General features: G+C 68.0%; 19 protein-coding genes. 10 read left to right on the plus strand and 9 right to left on the minus strand.

Features of this window, described 5'->3' with window-relative positions:
* Positions 1-48 precede the first annotated feature (48 nt).
* Both ACYVLQ_RS22625 and ACYVLQ_RS22630 read left to right on the plus strand, forming a co-directional pair.
* On the plus strand, positions 49-1,095 hold the full coding sequence (locus ACYVLQ_RS22625) for an acyl-CoA dehydrogenase family protein (protein ID WP_460699496.1): 1,047 nt from the start codon (positions 49-51) through the stop codon (positions 1,093-1,095).
* Positions 1,092-2,183: an acyl-CoA dehydrogenase family protein gene (locus ACYVLQ_RS22630; RefSeq protein ID WP_460699497.1), complete on the plus strand. Its 1,092-nt coding sequence runs from the start codon at positions 1,092-1,094 to the stop codon at positions 2,181-2,183. The genes ACYVLQ_RS22625 and ACYVLQ_RS22630 overlap by 4 nt, the downstream gene beginning before the upstream one ends.
* 144 nt (positions 2,184-2,327) lie before the next feature.
* Here ACYVLQ_RS22630 and ACYVLQ_RS22635 read toward each other — a convergent pair whose 3' ends face one another.
* Positions 2,328-3,725 carry an amino acid permease gene (locus ACYVLQ_RS22635; RefSeq protein WP_460699498.1) on the minus strand — a complete coding sequence of 466 codons (1,398 nt, stop codon included), beginning with the start codon at positions 3,723-3,725 and terminating at the stop codon, positions 2,328-2,330.
* 162 nt (positions 3,726-3,887) lie between these two features.
* Here ACYVLQ_RS22635 and ACYVLQ_RS22640 point away from each other — a divergent pair, with 162 nt between their 5' ends.
* Positions 3,888-4,640, plus strand: coding sequence for a DUF427 domain-containing protein (locus ACYVLQ_RS22640; protein WP_460699499.1), 753 nt, complete (start codon positions 3,888-3,890; stop codon positions 4,638-4,640).
* Positions 4,641-4,797: 157 nt separating this feature from the next.
* Complete coding sequence (locus tag ACYVLQ_RS22645) at positions 4,798-5,487, plus strand: TetR/AcrR family transcriptional regulator (protein ID WP_460699606.1); 690 nt, start codon at positions 4,798-4,800, stop codon at positions 5,485-5,487.
* On the opposite strand, the gene ACYVLQ_RS22650 is transcribed toward ACYVLQ_RS22645, so the two are convergent.
* Together ACYVLQ_RS22650 and ACYVLQ_RS22655 are read right to left on the minus strand one after the other, a co-directional pair.
* The gene (locus ACYVLQ_RS22650) at positions 5,484-5,804 is read right to left on the minus strand and encodes a hypothetical protein (RefSeq protein WP_460699500.1); all 321 of its coding nucleotides are present in this window, start codon (positions 5,802-5,804) and stop codon (positions 5,484-5,486) included. The genes ACYVLQ_RS22645 and ACYVLQ_RS22650 overlap by 4 nt on opposite strands.
* Positions 5,804-7,018, minus strand: a complete 1,215-nt coding sequence (locus tag ACYVLQ_RS22655) for a Rieske 2Fe-2S domain-containing protein (protein WP_460699501.1) — start codon at positions 7,016-7,018, stop codon at positions 5,804-5,806. The genes ACYVLQ_RS22650 and ACYVLQ_RS22655 overlap by 1 nt, the downstream gene beginning before the upstream one ends.
* Before the next feature lie 225 nt (positions 7,019-7,243).
* On the opposite strand from ACYVLQ_RS22655, the gene hsaA reads away from it, so the two are divergent.
* From hsaA to hsaB, 4 genes are read left to right on the plus strand one after another with little or no spacing between them, the layout of a single operon-like run.
* The gene (gene hsaA / locus ACYVLQ_RS22660; protein WP_460699502.1) at positions 7,244-8,407 is read left to right on the plus strand and encodes a 3-hydroxy-9,10-secoandrosta-1,3,5(10)-triene-9,17-dione monooxygenase oxygenase subunit; all 1,164 of its coding nucleotides are present in this window, start codon (positions 7,244-7,246) and stop codon (positions 8,405-8,407) included.
* A 13-nt stretch (positions 8,408-8,420) separates the two neighbouring features.
* Complete coding sequence (gene hsaD, locus ACYVLQ_RS22665) at positions 8,421-9,296, plus strand: 4,5:9,10-diseco-3-hydroxy-5,9,17-trioxoandrosta-1(10),2-diene-4-oate hydrolase (RefSeq protein WP_460699503.1); 876 nt, start codon at positions 8,421-8,423, stop codon at positions 9,294-9,296.
* Between the two features lie 3 nt (positions 9,297-9,299).
* Positions 9,300-10,199 carry an iron-dependent extradiol dioxygenase HsaC gene (gene hsaC / locus ACYVLQ_RS22670; RefSeq protein ID WP_460699504.1) on the plus strand — a complete coding sequence of 300 codons (900 nt, stop codon included), beginning with the start codon at positions 9,300-9,302 and terminating at the stop codon, positions 10,197-10,199.
* A gap of 16 nt (positions 10,200-10,215) precedes the next feature.
* Positions 10,216-10,806, plus strand: a complete 591-nt coding sequence (gene hsaB / locus ACYVLQ_RS22675; RefSeq protein WP_460699505.1) for a 3-hydroxy-9,10-secoandrosta-1,3,5(10)-triene-9,17-dione monooxygenase reductase subunit — start codon at positions 10,216-10,218, stop codon at positions 10,804-10,806.
* A gap of 230 nt (positions 10,807-11,036) precedes the next feature.
* Here the strand turns inward: hsaB and dmpG are convergent, their stop codons facing one another.
* From dmpG to ACYVLQ_RS22690, 3 genes are read right to left on the minus strand one after another with little or no spacing between them, the layout of a single operon-like run.
* Positions 11,037-12,074, minus strand: a complete 1,038-nt coding sequence (gene dmpG / locus ACYVLQ_RS22680; RefSeq protein ID WP_460699506.1) for a 4-hydroxy-2-oxovalerate aldolase — start codon at positions 12,072-12,074, stop codon at positions 11,037-11,039.
* 14 nt (positions 12,075-12,088) lie between these two features.
* Positions 12,089-13,000 carry an acetaldehyde dehydrogenase (acetylating) gene (locus ACYVLQ_RS22685; RefSeq protein WP_460699507.1) on the minus strand — a complete coding sequence of 304 codons (912 nt, stop codon included), beginning with the start codon at positions 12,998-13,000 and terminating at the stop codon, positions 12,089-12,091.
* Between the two features lie 9 nt (positions 13,001-13,009).
* The gene (locus ACYVLQ_RS22690) at positions 13,010-13,795 is read right to left on the minus strand and encodes a 2-keto-4-pentenoate hydratase (protein ID WP_460699508.1); all 786 of its coding nucleotides are present in this window, start codon (positions 13,793-13,795) and stop codon (positions 13,010-13,012) included.
* A gap of 129 nt (positions 13,796-13,924) precedes the next feature.
* On the opposite strand from ACYVLQ_RS22690, the gene kstD reads away from it, so the two are divergent.
* Positions 13,925-15,637 carry a 3-oxosteroid 1-dehydrogenase gene (kstD, locus tag ACYVLQ_RS22695; RefSeq protein ID WP_460699509.1) on the plus strand — a complete coding sequence of 571 codons (1,713 nt, stop codon included), beginning with the start codon at positions 13,925-13,927 and terminating at the stop codon, positions 15,635-15,637.
* 132 nt (positions 15,638-15,769) lie between these two features.
* Positions 15,770-16,633, plus strand: a complete 864-nt coding sequence (locus ACYVLQ_RS22700) for a MaoC/PaaZ C-terminal domain-containing protein (RefSeq protein ID WP_460699510.1) — start codon at positions 15,770-15,772, stop codon at positions 16,631-16,633.
* A 155-nt stretch (positions 16,634-16,788) separates the two neighbouring features.
* Here ACYVLQ_RS22700 and ACYVLQ_RS22705 read toward each other — a convergent pair whose 3' ends face one another.
* From ACYVLQ_RS22705 to ACYVLQ_RS22715, 3 genes are read right to left on the minus strand one after another with little or no spacing between them, the layout of a single operon-like run.
* Positions 16,789-17,298: a hypothetical protein gene (locus ACYVLQ_RS22705; protein WP_460699511.1), complete on the minus strand. Its 510-nt coding sequence runs from the start codon at positions 17,296-17,298 to the stop codon at positions 16,789-16,791.
* On the minus strand, positions 17,295-18,569 hold the full coding sequence (locus tag ACYVLQ_RS22710; RefSeq protein ID WP_460699512.1) for a DUF58 domain-containing protein: 1,275 nt from the start codon (positions 18,567-18,569) through the stop codon (positions 17,295-17,297). The genes ACYVLQ_RS22705 and ACYVLQ_RS22710 overlap by 4 nt, the downstream gene beginning before the upstream one ends.
* Positions 18,566-19,528: an AAA family ATPase gene (locus ACYVLQ_RS22715; protein WP_460699607.1), complete on the minus strand. Its 963-nt coding sequence runs from the start codon at positions 19,526-19,528 to the stop codon at positions 18,566-18,568. Before ACYVLQ_RS22715 ends, ACYVLQ_RS22710 begins: the two co-directional genes overlap by 4 nt.
* Between the last annotated feature and the right edge of the window lie 27 nt (positions 19,529-19,555).

A 19,555-nucleotide genomic window follows, 5' to 3' on the forward strand; every position in this document is an offset into this window, starting at 1 on the left:
GCTCGCGCAGTATCACTCCCACGCTATCACCCCCGATTGGACCGCTCGATGAGATTTGCACCAGCACCCGAACAGCGCGATTTCGCCGACAGCCTGCGCAAGATGTGCGATGCGGCGGGGACGCCGGGCATCATCCGGGCCTGGGCCGGTGGCGACCACCGCGGCGGCCGCGGCCTGATCCGCCAGTTGGCCGGTGCGGGCACGCTCGGTCTGGCCATCGACGAGGATCACGGCGGCATGGGCGCCGAGGCGATCGACCTCGTGGTCGCGCTGCGGGAGATCGGCCGGGCGGCCGTACCGGGGCCGCTGGTCGAGACCGCCGCGGTGATTCCCACACTGCTGCAGGCGCTTCCGGACTCAGCGCTGGCGCGGCGGTGGCTGGCGGCCTTCGCCGACGGACAGGCGCTGGGCACGATCGCGCTGACGCCGCAGACGCCCGCGGTGGACGCCGACACCGCCGAGGTGGTGCTGGTGGCCGACGGCGACCGGCTCTACACCGCCCACCGCACCGAGCACATCCGGTCGGTGGACGCGGCGCGGCGCCTGTTCGCCGTCGCCACGGATGTTGTTGTCGCCGAAGGGGATGCGGTGCGTCCGGCGGTCGATGCGGCGTTCGACGCCGGGGCGCTGGCGGTCGCGGCGCAACTGCTCGGCGCGGGCCGGGCGCTGCTGGACACCAGCGTGGCCTACGCCAAGCAGCGACACCAGTTCGGCAAGCCGATCGGGCAATACCAGGCGGTCAAGCACCACCTGGCCGATGCGCTCATCGGGCTGGAGATGGCGGAGCCGCTGCTGCATCGCGCTGCGCTGAGCCTGAATTCGCCCGATCGCGCCCGCGACGTGTCGGCGGCGAAGCTGGCCTGCGGCGAGGCGGCCTATCGCACCGCGCGCATCGCGCTGCAGGTGCACGGCGCCATCGGCTACACCGCCGAATGCGACGTATCGCTGTGGCTGACCAAGGTCACCGCCCTCCGGTCCGCGTGGGGCACAGCAGATTTCCACCGTGCGCGGATTGCCGCCGCACTGCGCGAGGGAGCATCGGTGACCGGATATCTCGGCGACAAGGTCCGAAACCAACTGGGAGGCCAGGTATGAGTGACGAGGCGGAGCTGCAGGAACTCGCCGCCACCGTCCGGGCCGTCCTGGCCAAGCACGGGGACAGCTCCGTGCTGCGGCGTGCGGTCGAGGGTGAGCCGGGATACGACGAACAGCTGTGGACGTTGCTGTGTGAGCAGGTCGGCGTTGCGGCGCTGGCGATTCCGGAGGAGTTCGGCGGGATCGGCGCCGGGCTGACCGCTGCCCTCGTCGTAGTCGAGGAGCTGGGCCGCACCCTGCACGCGCCGCCGATGCTCGGCTCGGCGGTGCTGGGTACGCAGGCATTGCTGCTGTCCGGCAACACCGATGCCTGCGCCCGGCTGCTACCCGAAGTGGCCGAGGGCGCCCGCACCCTGGCGCTGTGCTGGGCGGGGCCGCGCGGCTGGGACACCCCGGGCGTACGGGCGGAGAACGGAACTCTCACCGGCACCGCGCATTACGTGGTCGACGGCGCCGTGGCCGATACTCTGATCGTGCTGGCCGCCGATGGTGTATACGAAATCGACGCCGACGCAGCGGAAGTCGCCCGCACGGTGTCGCCGACCATGGATCCGACCCGGCGCCTCACCGAGATCGCCTTCGCCGCCGCACCCGCCCGGAAGCTGGGCGGCGACGCGGCCACAGTCACCGCCCGGCTGCGCGATATCGCCTGGGCCGCACTGGCTGCCGAGCAGGTCGGCGCGGCGGACCGGTGCCTGCGGCTGACGGTCGAATACACCAGATCTCGCGTGCAGTTCGGCCGCGCGATCGGCAGCTTCCAGGCGCTCAAGCACCGGATGGCCGATATGTACGTGCTGGTGGAATCGGCCCGCTCGGCCGCTTACACCGCGATCGCGGGCCTGCCGGAACCAACGGCCACGGCGCCCGCGACCTCCGCGACATCGTCGGCCCCCGACGCGGCTCTGGACCTCGCCGCCGCCCGCATCCACTGCACCCAGACCTTCACCACAATCGTCGGCGAAATGGTCCAAATGCACGGCGGCATAGCCATCACCTGGGAACACGACGCCCACCTCTACTTCAAACGAGCCCACGCCGACACCCAACTCTTCGGCGCCCCCGCCCGCCCCCTAGCCCGCCCGGCCTAACCCCTTCCCGCACCCCACTGGCCCACGTCGATGACCACGACCCCGCCGAGCACAGCGAGGCGGAGGCAGCAGCCATCACCGCGGGCGACGACTGAGCAGTTTTCGTCACCTCATATTCAGGCTGGGGTGCGGGGGTCGCTCGGGTTAGTGGGTGAGTATGTGTACTTCCCGGACCGGTGGGGTTTTGCCGAACTTGGCGCGCAAGGGGTAGATCGCTGCGACAACCACCAAAGTTATTGTGGAGGAGATCAATTGGGTGCGCATCGAGGACATCAGAGCCGCGGAGAACAGGACCGCGGCCAGGACGGCGATCACGAGCCAGCTGAGGTATGGGTAGAACCAGAGGCGGTAGGTGAGGGCGGAGGGGTCCTCGCGTTGCAGGCGGGCGCGTAATCGCAACTGGGAGAACATCACCGCTAGGTACAGGAAGGCCAGCAGTACGCCGATCGAGTTCACCAGAAACGTGAAGACCCGGTCCGGCGAGACGTAGGAGGCCACCACCGCGCACCAGGCGGCGACGGTACCCAGCAGCACGGCGCGAGCGGGCACGCCGCGGCGGTTCACCCGCACCAGTCCGGCCGGGGCATCGCCGTCGCGGGTCAGCACGTAGAGCATCCGCGAGGATACGTAGATCGCCGAATTCAGCACCGACAGCACCGCGGTCAGGATCACCACCTGCATGACGGTGCCCGCCGCGGGCACGCCCATGGTGTCCAGCGCGCTGACGAACGGACTGGTCAACACCTTCGCGTCGTCCCACGGCAGGATCGTCACCACCAGCAGGATCGACGCCACGTAGAACAGCGCGACCCGCCACAGCACATTGCTGGTGGCGCGCGCCACCGCCTTGCCGGGCTCGGCGCTCTCGGCCGCGGCCAGCGTCACGATCTCGGTGCCGCCGAAGGCGAAGATCACCACGACGATCGCCGACAGCACGCCGGTCCAGCCGTTCGGCGTGAACCCGCCGTGCGCGGTCAGATTGCCGAACCCGGCATCGCCGTTCGGCCACAGTCCCAGCACGTAGAGCACGCCCAGGATCAGGAACACCACGATCGCGGCGACCTTGATGGAGGCGAACCAGAACTCGAATTCGCCGAACGAGCGCACGGAGATCAGGTTGACCGCGGTCATCACGAGCAGCAGCGCGGCGGCGAGCACCCACTGCGGCAGGTCGATCCAGTCGGACAGGATCGCGGCGCCCGCGGTGGCCTCCGCGCCGACCAGGATCACGTACATGTACCAGTAGAGCCAGCCGACGGTGAATCCGGCGAAGGGGCCCAACGCGATTCGCGCGTATTCGGCCAGCGAACCCGCCACCGGGCGGGCCACCACCATCTCGCCCAGCGCCCGCAGCACGCAGAGCACCAGCACTCCGGCCGCCGTGTAGGACAACACCGCCGCCGGGCCCGCGGTCTTGATCACCGAGCCGCTGCCGACGAACAGCCCGGCCCCCACCGCGCCGCCGATCGCGAGCATCGTCATATGCCGACGGCGCAGGCCGGTGCGCAGGCCGTCGCGCTCGGCGCCGCTCGTGTCGTTCATTGGTTACCTTCTGTTCGCCCGGATGTTGCCGTGACACCCTATCGAGCCCGCCCGGAGCCGCGAACGCGCAGGTGGCAAGGGCTGCCGCCCAGGGTTGTCCGGCCTGCCCGCACGCAGGCGGAGCCCTGGAGGGTTCACCGTCCGGGAGTACCGTCGATGGGTATGACCGAAACAACGCGGGGGCGGGTCCGGACCGAACGCGGCCACAAGCGAGTGCGGACCTACATCGACGGTCGGCTGGTGATCGACACCACCGCGCCGACGCTCGTCTGGGAAAGCCCTTATTACCCGACCTACTATCTGCCCGCCGCGGACCTTCGCGCCAAACTGGAGCCGACCGGATCCACCCGGCACTCCCCCAGCCGCGGCGAGGGCGTGGAGTACGACGTGGTGGTCGACGGCATCACCAGATCCGCTGCGGCCGTGCGTTATCCGGACTCGCCGATTCCGGAGCTGCAGGATCTGGTGCGGCTGGACTGGGATCTGATGGACGAATGGTTCGAGGAAGATGAGCCGGTGTACGTCCACCCGCGCGACCCCTACACGCGCGTCGACGTCCTGGTCAGCTCCCGGCACGTGCGAATCGCCATCGCCGGACAGACCGTCGCCGAATCCCACGCGCCGCACATCCTGTTCGAAACCGGCCTGCCGCCAAGGTATTACCTGCCGCTGACCGATGTCCGGACCGAACTGCTGACGTCCTCCTCGAAGCGGACCCGCTGCCCGTACAAGGGCACGGCCGAGTACTTCAACATCCGCATCGGCGATGCCGAGTACCAAGACCTGGTCTGGATCTACCGGACCCCGCTGCCGGAAAGCCAGAAGGTCGCCGGGCTGGCCTGCTTCTACGACGAGAAGGTGGACGTCTTCATCGACGGCGAGAAGCAGGAGCGGCCCAAGACGCCGTTCGGCTAGGCCTCCCCCCAGCAGCTCGTCGACCAACGACGGCAGCACAGTGCCGATCGGGACGGCAGTTCCGCGATCGGGTCCTTGGTCCACACCCCGCGCGGCCCGCGGAAGTCGGGGATGCCCACTTTTGATACGCTCATGTATCCGAACAGTGAGGGGAGGCCTGCCGGTGCCGACGTCCACCGAGACCGGGCAGCCGACCGCGGGCACCGCCGAGCAGCGCGGACGGCGCATGACCAAGCGCCGGGCGCAGACCCGGCAGCGGCTGCTGGACGCGGCCTTCGAGGCGTTCGCGGACGAGGGGTTCGGGCGCTGCACGGTCGAACAGATCTGCGAGCGTGCGGGGTTCACGCGCGGCGCGTTCTACTCCAACTTCACCTCGCTGGAGGAATTGTTCCTGGCCATGTGGGAACAGCGGTCGCAGCAGCTGCTGCACGAGCTGACCGCGGTCCTCGAGGGCGGCGGCACCGATGTGACCGACGTCCGATCCGGAGTCGAGGAGGTACTACGCGCGGTTCCGTTGGACGAGAAGTGGTTTCGGATCACCTTCGAGTTCACCGCGCACGCGCTGCGCAATCCGCCGCTGCGCCGGGTGATGGCCGCGCGCGAGGAGGCGATCGTCGCGGCGCTGCTGCCGGTGCTGGAGGAGTTGCTCGGCCGCGCGGGGCGCCGGGTCACCGATCCGGTGGCGCTGGGCCGCGCCCTGGTCGCGGTGCACGACGGTACCGCCACCCAGTGCCTGATAGAACCGGACAGCAGTGCTGCCCGCGAGCAGCGGATAGACCTGTTCACCCACATCACGCTCGCGTACAGCGAGGCGCACTCGCATGTGCGCCAAGTCCGCCCGTCCTAGTCGTCGACCGGGAGCACACCGTCGTCGACGGCCTGCTCGATCGCCTGCTCCAGGTTGGGGCAGGTGTCCGGGCGGCCGGGCCCGCGGGACAGCTCCTTGAACACCGGGCAGTGGTCGGCGGGGCTCGCCGTCCACTGCACCGACTTCTGATGGGAGCTGGCCTTGCGCACCAGGACCTGGGCGCCGCAGGTCCCGCACGCGATCGGCGTCAGCCCGTTCTCGAGGTAGTGGCGCTTGTCGACCACGGTCTGGGCGCGCACCTCGGCCCGCCGCTCCGGCCGGTCCGCGAAGTCCGGTGCTTTCGCCCAGGTGGCCATCAGACTCCCGCCTCCGCGGCCTCGGACTTCGCGGCCTCCTCGGATTCCCGCTTGCGGCGCAGGTTTTCGGCGACCTCCGCCTCCCATGCCTCGTTCGCCTTGGAGGTATCGACCTCGAATTCGAAGCGCTGCGTCATCTTCGGGTCGATATCGGCGACGTCGACGTAGAACTGCTCGTACCAGCGGCGCAGCTGGTAGACCGGGCCGTCCTCCTCGACCAGCAGCGGATTCTCGATCTTGGACTTGTGCTTCCAGATCTCGACGTCCTGCAGGAAGCCCTCGCTGATGCCCTCGGTCATCTTTGCCGCCAAGCGATCCGCCATCTCACCGTCGACGCCGGTCGGCTTCTCCAGGCTGACGCCCCACTGCAGCACGAACGAATCCTGCGTCACCGGGTAGTGGCAGTTGATCAGGACGCTCTTGACCTCGTACCCGCTGTAGATGTTGATCAGCGGGTTGATCATGTAGGAGGGGCCGAAATACGAGGCCTCGGACTTCAGCAGCGTGTCCCCGTTGAACTTCGCCGCCATGCCGATGTCCGGACGGCCCTTGGTCTCCAGGAACTGCGTGGCGATATGGCCCTCGAAGATGTTCTTGAAGTACGTCGGGAAGGCGAAATGGATGTAGAAGAAGTGCGCCATGTCGACCACGTTGTCGATGATCTCGCGGCAGTTGGCGCCCTCGATCAGCAGCGAATGCCAGGTCCATTCGGTCCATCCGCTGTCGAGCTGTTCGCTCGGATTCCCGTCGGCATCGGTCCACGGGCCCTCGATGTACGGGATGGTGACGTCGTCCGGCGGCGGATTGCCCTCGTGGTCGTGCCACACGAACAGCTGACCGTTGCGCTCCAGCGTGGTCCACGCCCGGGTCTTGGCCAGCGGGGGCACCCGGCGGCCGTACGGAATCCCGGTGCAGCGACCGTTGCCGCCCCAGCGCCAGTCGTGGAACGGGCAGGCGACGGAGTCGCCCTTGATCTCGCCCATGCTCAGATCGCCGCCCATATGCCGACAGTACGAATCGAGCACCTGCAGTTCGCCCTTGCTGTCGGCGAAAATCACCAGCTTGGTGCCGAATATCGAGATGGCATGCGGTTTGCCGTCCCGGAACGGCGCGGCCAGGCCGAGGCAATGCCATCCCCTCGCATACCGGGTGGGCGCGGTGCCGACATCGATCTCACGAACCTTCCCGCCGCTCCGCTGTGGGGTTACTGCCATGGCGATCCCTCCTCTACAAGCACTAGAACACGTTACAAAATTGTGCGGCGCAGCGCCAGCTATTCCGTCGACTACCAGGCAAAGGCTCGTCCTGAGATGCTGGGGGTACCCGTTCTCGACAGGAATAAGAACGTGTTCTAGTCTCAAGACTAGTATCGGTCTCACCGCAGGCTTCGGGGCCGATAACCCCGTTGTCGATCGACCAGGCAAGGAGCAGCCCCCGAGATGACGCAAGAAGTAGTAGAGCGGGTCGAAGCGCTGTTGCCGATGCTGCGCGAGCGTGCGCAGGAGGCAGAGGATCTGCGCCGCATTCCCGACGAGACCATGAAGGCCCTGCAGGCGACCGGGTTCTTCCGGCTCGTGCAGCCGCGTCAGTGGGGCGGCCATGCCGCCGATCCCGTCGTCTTCTACGACACCGTCCGCAAGATCGCGAGCGCGTGCGGTTCCACCGGCTGGGTCGCGGGCATCATCGGCATCCACAACTGGCATCTGGCGCTGTTCGATCAGCGGGCGCAGCAGGACGTGTGGGGCGAGGACACCGAGGTGCGGATCTCGTCGTCGTACGCACCGATGGGCGCGGGCCTGGTCACCGAGGGCGGCTACACGGTCAAGGGCTCCTGGGCCTGGTCGTCCGGCTGCGACCACGCGGACTGGGTGGTGGTCGGCGGGCCCGTGATCAAGGACGGCAAGCCGGTCGACTTCGGCAGCTTCCTGATCCCGCGCAGCGACTACCGCATCGACGACGTGTGGAACGTGGTGGGCCTGCGCGGCACCGGCAGCAACACCATCGTGGTGAACGACGTCTTCGTCCCGCGGCACCGCTTCCTCAGCTTCAAGACGATGTCCGAGCTGAAATCGCCCGGCCTGGAACACAACACCGATCCGCTGTACAAGATGCCTTGGGGCACCATCCATCCCACCACGATCTCGACGCCCATCGTCGGCATGGCGTACGGCGCCTACGACGCGCACGTCGAGCACCAGGGCAAGCGGGTGCGTGCCGCCTACGCCGGGGAGAAGGCCAAGGACGATCCGTTCGCGAAGGTGCGGATCGCGGAGGCCTCCAGCGATATCGACGCCGCCTGGCGCCAGCTCTCCGGGAATCTCTCCGAGGAGTACGCGCATATCGTTGCGGGCGAAGAGGTTCCGTTCGAGCTGCGGCTGGCCGCCCGGCGCGACCAGGTGCGCGCCACCGGCCGGGCGATCGCCTCGATCGACAAGCTCTTCGAGAGCTCGGGCGCCACGGCGCTGGCGAACGACACACCGCTGCAACGGTTCTGGCGGGATGCGCACGCGGGCAGGGTGCACGCCGCCAACGATGCCGAGCGGGCGTACGTCGCCTTCGGCACGGGTACGTTCGGCCTGCCCGTCACCGACACGATGGTCTAGGAGAGACTGCCGAATGACGACGACAGCGGAACTGACCTTCGAATCGACCTCGCGCTACGCGCAGGTGCGACCGGATCTGAAGCTGCACTACCACGAGGCGGGCGTCGGCAACGGGCCGACGATCGTGCTGTTGCACGGCGGCGGTCCCGGCGCCTCGTCCTGGTCCAACTTCTCCCGCAATATCGGCGTGCTGGCCGAGAACTTCCATGTACTGGCCGTGGATCAGCCGGGATTCGGGCTGTCGGACAAGCCGACCGAGCATCCGCAGTACTTCGTGCACAGCGCGTCGGCGCTGAAGGATCTGCTCGATACGCTCGAGATCACCGATCGCGTGCACCTGCTGGGCAATTCGCTCGGCGGCGGTGCGGCGGTGCGGTTCGCGCTCGACTATCCCGACCGCGCGGGCAAACTCGTGCTGATGGGGCCGGGCGGGTTGAGCACCAACCTGTTCGCGCCCGATCCGACCGAGGGCGTGAAGGCGCTGGGCAAGTTCAACGTCGAGCCCACGCGGGAGAACCTCGAGGCCTTCCTGCGGATCATGGTCTTCGATCAGAAGCTGATCACGCCGGAGTTGATCGAGGAGCGGTTCGCCTCGGCCGCCGCGCCGGAGTCGCTGGCGGCCACGCGCGCGATGGGAAAGTCGTTCGCCTCGGCCGATTTCGAGAAGGGCATGCTCTGGCGCGAGGCCTACAAACTGCGCCAGCCCGTGCTGCTGATCTGGGGCCGCGAGGACCGGGTGAATCCGATCGACGGCGCCCTCGTCGCCCTGAAGACGATTCCTCGCGCCCAGTTGCATGTGTTCGGCCAGTGTGGACACTGGGCGCAGCGAGAGCGGTTCGACGAATTCAACCGGTTGACGGCCGACTTCCTTGCCCCCAAGGAGAAGTGACATATGAGCATTCGAGCGCTCGGATACATGCGCATCGCCGCCACCGATGTGGCGGCGTGGCGGGAGTACGGCACCAAGGTGCTCGGCATGATGGAGGCCGACGGGCCCGATTCCGAGGCCCTCTACCTGCGCATGGACGAGTTCCCGGCGCGGCTGGTGATCGTGCCGGGTGAGTCCGACCGGTTGCTGGTCTCGGGTTGGGAGGTGACCGACGGCCCAGGGCTGCAACGACTTCGGGAGACCCTCACCAAGGCCGACGTCCCGTTCACCGAGGGCACCCCGGAGGAGCTTGCCGAGCGTCGCGTCGAGGGCATGATCCGGTTCGAGGACCCGTCCGGCAATACGCTGGAGGCGTTCTACGGGATGCAGTATCTCGCACGGCGTTTCGTCAGCCCCTACGGGCACAAGTTCGTCACCGCCGAGCAGGGCCTGGGCCACGTGGTGCTCACCTGCAACGACGATGCTGCGGCACAGGCGTTCTACCAGGACATCCTCGGTTTCCGGCTGCGCGACTCGATGCGGCTGCCCCCGCAGATGGTCGGCCGCCCCGCCGATGGCGACCCGGCCTGGCTGCGGTTCTACGGCTGCAACCCGCGCCACCACGCGCTGGCGTTCCTGCCGCTGCCGAATCCGACCGGCATCGTGCACCTCATGGTCGAGGTGGAGAACTCCGACGACGTCGGCCTCTGCCTGGATCGCGCGCTGCGCAAGAAGGTGAAGATGTCGGCCACCCTCGGCCGCCACATCAACGACAAGATGCTGTCGTTCTACATGAAGACGCCCGGCGGGTTCGATATCGAATTCGGTTGTGAGGGACTCGAAGTCGAGGACGAGAACTGGATCGCCCGGGAGTCGACCGCGGTCAGCCTGTGGGGTCACGACTTCAGCATCGGGTTCAAGTAGGGCAGGAGAGAAGAACATGACGGCGGACGGCTTGGCGGGCACCGATTCTCCCGAGATCGATGCGCGGCAGTACCGGAATGTGCTGGGGCAGTTCTGCACCGGCATCACCGTGATCACGACGCTCGATCCGGAGGGGGCGCCGATCGGGTTCGCCTGCCAGTCGTTCGCCGCGCTGTCGCTGGACCCGCCGATGGTGCTGTTCTGCCCCACCAGGCACTCTCGCTCCTGGGCCGCGATCGAGGCCAACGGCAGCTTCTGCGTCAACATGCTCGCCGAGGAGCAGCAGCCGGTGTGTGCCCGCTTCGGCTCCCGCGAACCGGACAAGTTCGCGGGAATCGATTGGCACACCACGGATCTGGGGCTTCCGGCCCTCGACGGCGCGTTGGCCACGATCCAGTGCACTGTGGCGAACGTGCTCGACGGCGGCGATCACTTCGTGGTGTTCGGCCGAGTCCAGGCCCTGTCGGAGTCCACGGACTCCGACAGGCCGCTGTTGTTCTACCGCGGCCAGTACACCGCCATCGAACCCGAGAAGACCGTGCCCGCCCCCTGGCGCGCCGACCTCGAGCACTTCCTCACCACCACCACCCTGGACACCTGGCTGTAGATTCACCTACAGCCACCACGACCAGCTCGAAGCGCGCGACCGCAGACTGCGTCATGCCCGCCCCGTCCGCGAGCATGCTCTGCCACAGCAGGATCGCGCGCGTCGATTATGCACTGATGCGGCAGAAGGCGGACGACTTCTTCGGCGACGCAGATGGTGTCGACGACAGCCGAAGAGCCGCGGACGGATACCTTCCGCAGCTCTTCGACAGGTGGGGCGGCCGTCGCCGCTCAGGCGGTGGCGGACTGTTGTTCGCGCTGCAACTCGAGGGCGATGTCGATGAGTTGGTCTTCCTGGCCGCCGACGAGGTTGCGTTTGCCTGCGCGGACGAGCATTTCGGCGGCGGAGACGCCGTAGCGTTCGGCCTGGCGTTCGGCGTGCTTGAGGAAGCTGGAGTACACGCCGGCGTAGCCCATCATCAGGGACTGGCGGTCGAGCAGGCATTCCTGCGGCATGGCCGGGCGGACGACGTCTTCCGCGGCGTCGGCGATGGCGAAGAAGTCGATACCTGTCTTGATGCCGAGCTTGTCGCAGACGCCGATGAAGGCCTCGACGGGGGTGTTGCCCGCGCCCGCGCCGAAACGCCGTGCGCTGCCGTCGATCTGCTTGGCGCCCGCGCGGACGGCGTAGATCGAGTTCGCGACGGCGAGGTCCAGATTCTCGTGGCCGTGGAAGCCGACCTGGGCATCGTCACCGAGCTCGGCGACCACCGCGGCGATGCGGTCGGAAACCTGTTCGAGCACAAGGGCGCCCGCGGAGTCCACCACGTACACGCACTGGCAGCCCGCGTCGGCCATGATGCGGGCCTGCTTGGCCAGCACCTCCGGCGGCTGGGTGTGCGACATCATCAGGAAGCCGACGGTCTCCAGGCCGAGTTCCCGTGCGAGGCCGAAGTGCTGGATGGACACGTCGGCCTCGGTGCAGTGCGTGGCGATGCGGACGATCGAGGCGCCGTTGTCCTGGGAGACCTTGATGTCCTCCTTCACGCCGACGCCCGGCAGCATCAGGACCGCGATCTTGGCCTGCTTGGCGGTCTGCGCCGCGATCGTGACCAGTTCCTGCTCAGGGGTTTTCGAGAAGCCGTAGTTGAACGAGGAGCCGCCCAGGCCGTCGCCGTGGGTCACCTCGATCACGGGCACGCCCGCGCCGTCGAGCGCGGTGACGATATCGCGCACCTCGGTGGCGGTGAACTGATGGCGCTTGTGATGCGACCCGTCCCGCAGCGAGGTGTCGGTGACACGGATGTCGAGTTCGTTGCTGAAAGGCATTGTCCTACTTCTCCTTACACCCGAGCCGAGACGATCTGACCGGCGACGACCTCACCCACGCGGGTGGCGGCCGCGGTCATGATGTCGAGATTCCCGGCGTAGGGCGGCAGGAAGTCACCCGCGCCCTCCACCTCCACGAATACCGAAACCTTCGCCATCCCACCGGAAACCACGGACGGCTCGTCGAACTGCGGCTCGTTGAGCAGCCGGTAGCCGGGCACGTACTCCTGGATGTCGGCGACCATGCGGTGGATCGACTCGGTGATCGCACCGGTGTCGGCGTCCTCGGGGATCGCGCAGAAGATGGTGTCGCGCATGATCATCGGCGGTTCGGCGGGATTCAGGATGATGATCGCCTTGCCGCGCCGGGCGCCGCCGATGGTCTCCACGCCCCGGCTGGTGGTCTTGGTGAACTCGTCGATATTGGCGCGGGTTCCGGGCCCCGCCGACACCGAGGACACCGATGCCACGATCTCGGCGTAGGGCACCTCGACCACCCGCGAGACGGCCGCGACCATCGGAATCGTCGCCTGCCCACCGCAGGTGATCATGTTGACGTTCGGCGTATCCAGGTTGTCGCCGAGGTTCACCGGCGGCACCACGGCGGGACCGACGGCCGCGGGCGTCAGATCGATCGCGCGAATCCCGGCCGCCTCGTACTTGGGCGCGTACTCCCGGTGCACGTAGGCCGAGGTGGCCTCGAACAGCAGCTCCGGCTTCTCCGCCTGGGCCAGCAGCCAATCCGCGCCCTCTGCGGAGGTCTCCAGCCCGAGCCCGCGGGCTCGCTTCAAACCCTCACTGTCCGGGTCGATTCCGATCATCCAGCGCGGCTCGATCCGCTCCGACCGCAGCAGCTTGTACAGCAGGTCGGTACTGATGTTTCCGGAGCCGACAATGGCGGCACCGACTTTTCCGTTGGAAGCCACGAGTATCTCCTAGCTGAATTGCAGACGGACGGAACCGAGTCCGGTGAACTCGGCGAGAAAATCGTCGCCCGGGCGGGCGTCGATGGCACGGGTGCAGGAGCCGGGCAGCACGATGTCGCCGGCCTTCAGCCGCACGCCGAAGGAGGCGACCTTGCGCGCCAGCCACGCCACCGCGATGGTCGGATCGCCCAGCACCGCGTCGCTGCGGCCCTCGGCGACCACCTCACCGCTGCGGGTCAGCTTGGCGTCGATCTTCTTGATATCCAACAGGTTCGGCTCGACCCGCTCCGTTCCCAGCACCCAGCCCGCCGACGACGCGTTGTCGGCGATGGTGTCGCACAGCCCGATCTTCCACTCCTTGATGCGGGTGTCGATGAGCTCGATGGACGGCGCGTAGGCAACCGTCGCGTCGTGCACGTCGGCCTCGGTACACTCCGCGCCGGGCAGATCCCTGCCGAGCACGAAACCGACCTCGACCTCCACGCGCGGATACAGATACTTCGAGGTGTCGACGGCCACGTCCTCGAACACCTGCATCTCACCCAGCAGATGCCCGTAGTCGGGCTCGTCCACCCCCATCATCTGCTGCATCGCCTTCGACGACAGCCCGACCTTGTGGCCGACGACCCGCGCGCCGCCCGCCAGCCGCTGCCGGATGTTGATCAGCTGGATCTCGTAGGCATCGACCACATCGATGCCCGGATGCCGCGCGACCAGCGGGTCGATCGGCACCCGGTCACGCTCGGCGACCGCGAGCTCCGCGGCCAGTTCACTCCGTACCGCGTCGGACAGCACGCTTGTTCCTTCCACTGGGGGCCGGTCGGTGACCGAGACGGCAAACTGAAACGAGTTTCCAGCGAAAACCGAGGACAGTTGCGCCGTCTGCCACACCAATATAGACCGAACCGAGACTGATTCTATAACGTGTTCTACATGACTGATCGGGAATACGACGTGGTGGTGGTCGGCAGCGGCGCCGCCGGGATGACCGCCGCGCTCACCGCCGCCCACCACGGGCTCCGCGTGGTGATCATCGAAAAGGCCGCTCACTACGGGGGATCTACGGCACGCTCCGGCGGCGGCGTCTGGGTTCCCGGCAACAAGGCGCTGCGGGCGTCCGGGCGACCCGACGACCGCGAGGAGGCGCGCCGCTACCTGCACAGCATCATCGGTACGGGGGGCGGGAAAGGCTCCGCGGTGCCGAAGGAGCGGATCGACACCTACATCGACCGGGGCGCGGAGGCGCTGGACTTCGTGCTCGACCACACGCCGCTGCGGCTGCAGTGGGTGCCCGGCTACTCCGACTACTACCCGGAGGCGCCGGGCGGCCTGGGCGCCGGGCGCTCGTGCGAGCCGAAGCCGTTCAACGCCAAGGTGCTCGGCGAGGAGCGGTTCAAGCTGGAGCCGCCCTATGCCAAGGCGCCGCTCAACGTCGTCGTGATGCAGGCCGATTTCGTCCGGCTCAACCTGATCAGGCGCCACCCGAAGGGCATGATGCGCGCCATGCGGGTCGGTGCGCGCACCTACCTGGCCAAGTGGACCGGCAAGCACATTCTCGGTATGGGCCAGGCCATCATCGCGGCCATGCGCAAGGGGCTCATGGACGCGAACGTACCCCTGCTGCTGAACACGCCGATGACCAAGCTCGTCATCGACAACGGCGTGGTCACCGGTGTGGAGGCGCTGCAGGACGGGAAGCCGGTCACCTTCACCGCCCGGCACGGCGTGGTCCTGGGCAGCGGCGGCTTCGAGCACAACGCCGAGATGCGCACGAAGTATCAGCGCCAGCCCATCACCACCGAGTGGACCACCGGTGCGGCCGCCAACACCGGTGACGGCATCGTCGCGGGCATGGAGGCGGGCGGCGCGGTCGGCTTCATGGAGGACGCGTGGTGGGGACCGACCATCTTCAAGGGCGGCAAGCCCTGGTTCGCGCTGGCCGAGCGGAATCTGCCCGGCGCCATCATGGTCAACGCCGACGGGAAGCGATTCGGGAATGAGTCGGCTCCTTATGTCGAGGCGGTGCACACCATGTACGGCGGCGAGTACGGGCAGGGCGCCGGGCCGGGCGAGAACATCCCCACCTGGCTGGTGTTCGACCAGCGCTACCGCAACCGCTACATCTTCGCCTCGCTGCAGCCCGGCCAGCGCATTCCGTCTCGCTGGATGGAAAACGACAACATCGTCAAGGCCGACAGCCTCGAGGAGCTGGCGAACAAGATCGGCGTGCCCGCGGACGGCCTCGCCGCGACCGTCGCCCGGTTCAACAAGTTCGCCGAGACCGGCAAGGACGAGGATTTCGGCCGCGGCGAGAGTCACTACGACCGGTACTACGGCGATCCGACCGTGAAGCCAAACCCCTGCCTGGCGGCGCTGGAGCAGGGCCCGTTCTACGCGGCCAAGATCGTGCCCGGCGATCTCGGCACCAAGGGCGGGCTGGTCGCCGACACCGCCGGCCGGGTGCTGCGGGAGGACGGCAGTCCGATCGAGGGCCTCTACGCCTCCGGCAACAGCTCGACTCCGGTCATGGGCCACACGTACGCGGGGCCCGGCGCGACCATCGGCCCCGCCATCGCCTACGGGTATCTGGCGGTACTGGATATCGTCGAGAGGAAGAAGCAGGCAGCGAGCAAGTAGAACCGACTCGTCATTCCGGCACGCTTTCGGCCGGAATCCGCTCGCATCTGGGCACTCCTTCCCGTATGGATCCCGGCCAAAAGCGTGCCGGAACGACATAGGTGGAGGGGCCGGAACAAAGGAGAGAGAACGATGCCTATCGATCCGAAAGTAGCTCTGGGAGCGGCGCTTCCGGAGCTGGAGTTCGCGTGGACGCCGTCCGACGTGCAGCTCTACCACCTCGGCCTGGGGGCCGGGGCGCGCTGGACCGATACCGGTGAGCTGCGCTATCTCGACGACCGCGCGCCGCAGGTGCTGCCGACGTTCGCGACCGTGGCGCCGACGCTGGGGGTGACCGAACCGCCGAAGGTCAGCTTCCCCGGCGTGGAGATCGATCTGGCGAAGGTGGTGCACGGGAGCCAGGAAGTCGTGGTGCACAAGCCGATTCCGGCCGCGGGGAAGGCGAGGAGCACCGGTCGGATCAGTGAGATCTGGGACAAGGGCTCAGCCGCGGTGGTCGTGCAGGAGACCACGGTCTCCGACTCGGACGGTGATCCGCTGTGGACCGCGCGCTCCTCCATCTTCGCCAAGGGCGAGGGCGGCTTCGGCGGCGAGCGCGGGCCCAGCAACAAGTCCGAATTGCCGGACCGCGCACCGGATTTCGACGTCACCACGCCGACGTTGCCGCAGCAGGCGCTGCTGTACCGGATGTGCGGCGACCGCAATCCGCTGCACTCGGACCCCGGATTCGCCCGCGCCGCGGGCTTTCCCAACCCGATCCTGCACGGCTTGTGCACCTACGGGCTGGTCTGCAAGAACGCCGTCGACACCGTGCTGAACTCGGATGCCGCCCGGGTCACCGGATTCCGCGCACGCTTCGCCGGGGTCCTGTACCCGGGCGAAACCATCCGCTCCCGAATCTGGCTGGAAGGCAACGAACTGACCATCGCGGCCACCGTGGTAGACCGCGAGGACGCCCCGGTCCTGGCCGAGGTGAAGCTGACCTTCACGACCTGATTCGAGGGCGTCACTCCGCGTCCGGGAAACCCGTCGCGAACAGGATGGCGATGGCGACGGAGCAGATGACGGCGATGATCGGGATAGTCCACATCCCTCCGACACTACAAGGCGTAGTACTTAGCGGGGGTTACGGAACCCGGTCATGTGGTCATTCACACAGCGGCTCGTCCCCGATCCCCATCATCCCCGGCACGCTTTCGGCCGGGATCCACCGCAGTCTCGCCCGCGCCGCCCGCATGCCAACGCCCGCTGGTCAAACCCTGGATGATCAGGGCGTACAGCACCACCACCACGATCGGGGCGGCCAGGGGCACCCAGGCCAGTTGCACCGGGACCAGGGCGGCGGCGACGGCGGCGGACGCGAAGACCAGCGCGCCCGTGACCGACGGCAGCGTGGTCGGGACCACCCCGGCGGGCGCGTGCACGGTCGCGGTATTGAGCAGGTAGGTGGTGGCCACCAGGCCGGTACCGGCGGCGGCCAGGGCACCGGTGTCGTCCCAGGCGAGCGCGCCCAGCGCCACCAGCACGGCAAGCACCGCACAGGCCCGGAACCGCCAACCCGCCACCACCGCGACGGCCGCGGGAATCGCCGCCCACGGCAGCACGACCGCCACCGCGGCGGTCAGCAGCAGGCCGGACAGCACGGCCAGGAATTTCGTCATCGCCGCACCCGCACCACTCGGCGATGCTCGGGGATCAGCCGCATCACCTGGTCGAGCCGGGTGTCCTCCGGCCAGGCCACGATATCGACGCCCACCGTGCCCATATCGCGGTACATAGATGCCCGCTCCAGCTGCCACATGCGCGCCATCGTGGCGTCGAGGCCCTCGTAGAACGGGGCGCCGCGCAGCACGTCCACGACCACCACCACGTGCCCCCGCTTGCGCAGGTCGATCAGGGCCAGCGCGAACTGCGTGTCCAGCAGCGTCGAGAACGCCACCACGATCGCGCCGAGCGGCACCGCCGCGTGCGGCGCCAATGTGCCGGAGGTGACGATGTGCTCGTCGCCGACCGACAGCACCGTGTCGACGATGCGATAGAACTGCCGGCGCCCGATATCCGGCCGCAGCCAGCGCGGGGCCTGGCCCAGGCAGACCACCGCGGTCCGGTCACCGGCCTGCAGCGCCGACTGCGCGACCTGCGCCGCGCCGCGCACCGAGAGCTCCAGCGAATCCGCCGCCGGGCCGGGCGCCTGTAGCGAAGTATCCACGAGCACAACGACATCGGCGGCACGGTTGGTGAGCCGCTCGGTGACGTAGAGACGGCCGCGGCGCGCACTCACCGGCCAGTTCACCGTGCGCAGCTGATCGCCCGGCGCGTACGCGCGGATATCGGCGTACTCCACGCCAGGTCCGTGCCGCCGGGTGAGGTGGGTGCCGATGCGCTCGGGAAGATCGGTGCGCGGCAACCGCATTCGCTGCGGATCGGCGATCGGGTACACATAGACCTCACCCGCGGGCATCGTCACCGAGGCCACGGCCAGTCCCGCCGGACTCAGCGCGGTGACCCGCGTCGTCACCGGGTAGCGACCCCAGCGCCCGGTCGACAACGCCAGCCGCAGACCGGCCGGAGCCGGGCCGGAGTCCACCGCCTCCTCCACTCGGACCTCGAGCCCGTGCGTCTGCCGGGTCGTACACCGCAGCAGCGCGTTTCCGTCCTCGACGAAGGCGGCGACGCTCAGCACCACCTCCTCGGATTCGAAGCAGCGCAGCACGCCCGCGCCGTCGACCTGAATCCTGGTGCGCGACACCTGCCACGGCGCGGTCGCCAGCACCCCGAGCATGGGCGCCGCGAACACCAGCAGCTGCCAGCGTTCCAGCATCACCGCGAGCACCAGCACCGGCGCCGCCGCACTCGCCAGCATGAATACCAGAGGAGCCGGTCGCCAACGTAATTCGGCCTCGGCGACCGAGCTGGTATCTCGATGCCTCATGTGACGGTGGCGCGCGGGACGGGCAGGCGGCGCAGCAGCTCGGTGATCACATCCTCGCCGCGAATGCGCCGCACCCACATCTCCGGGCGGAGGGTGATGCGATGCGCGATGGCCGGAATGGCCAGGGCCTTCACGTCTTCGGGGACGACGAAGTCGCGGCCCAGCAGCAGCGCGCGGGCGCGGGCCATCTGCACCAGATCCAGTTCGGCGCGTGGGCTGGCGCCCACCTCCACCTGTGGGTGGCTGCGGGTCGCGGCCGCCAGCGCCACCACATAGGTGACGACATCCGGATGCACGGTGACGAATTCGACCGCCTGCCGCATCTCCAGCAGGCCCTGCGCGTCCACCACCTGCCCTACCTGCGGCGGTACCGAACCGCGCTCCAAGCGGCGGCGGATCATCTGCGTCTCGTCCTGCTCGGACAGATACCCCAGCCGCAGCTGCACCGCGAACCGGTCCAACTGCGCCTCGGGCAGCGGGTAGGTGCCCTCGTACTCGATCGGATTGTCGGTGGCCAGCACGATGAAAGGCTGTGGCAGCGGGAACGTTTCGCCGTCGATACTGACCTGGCCTTCGGCCATCGCCTCCAGCAGCGCCGCCTGCGTCTTGGGCGGGGTGCGGTTGATCTCGTCGGCCAGCAGCATATTGGTGAACACCGGGCCGCGACGGAAATTGAAACGGCCCGAGTTCATGTCGTAGATGGTGGAGCCGATCAGGTCCGCGGGTAGCAGATCCGGGGTGAACTGCACGCGGGTGAACTGCAAACCCAGTGCGGCGGAGAAGGATCGGGCGATGAGCGTCTTACCCAGCCCGGGTAGGTCCTCGATCAGGACGTGTCCGCCCGACAGCACCGCCACCATGATCAGCTGCAGCTCTTCGCGTTTGCCGACCACGACGCGCGCGATCTCCCGCAGCACCGCCTCGCTGCGCTTGATGGTCACGTCCATCGGTGTCGTCATGTTCGTACTCGCACTCATCTCTACCTT

The sequence above is a fragment of the Nocardia thraciensis genome (genome assembly GCF_054782435.1).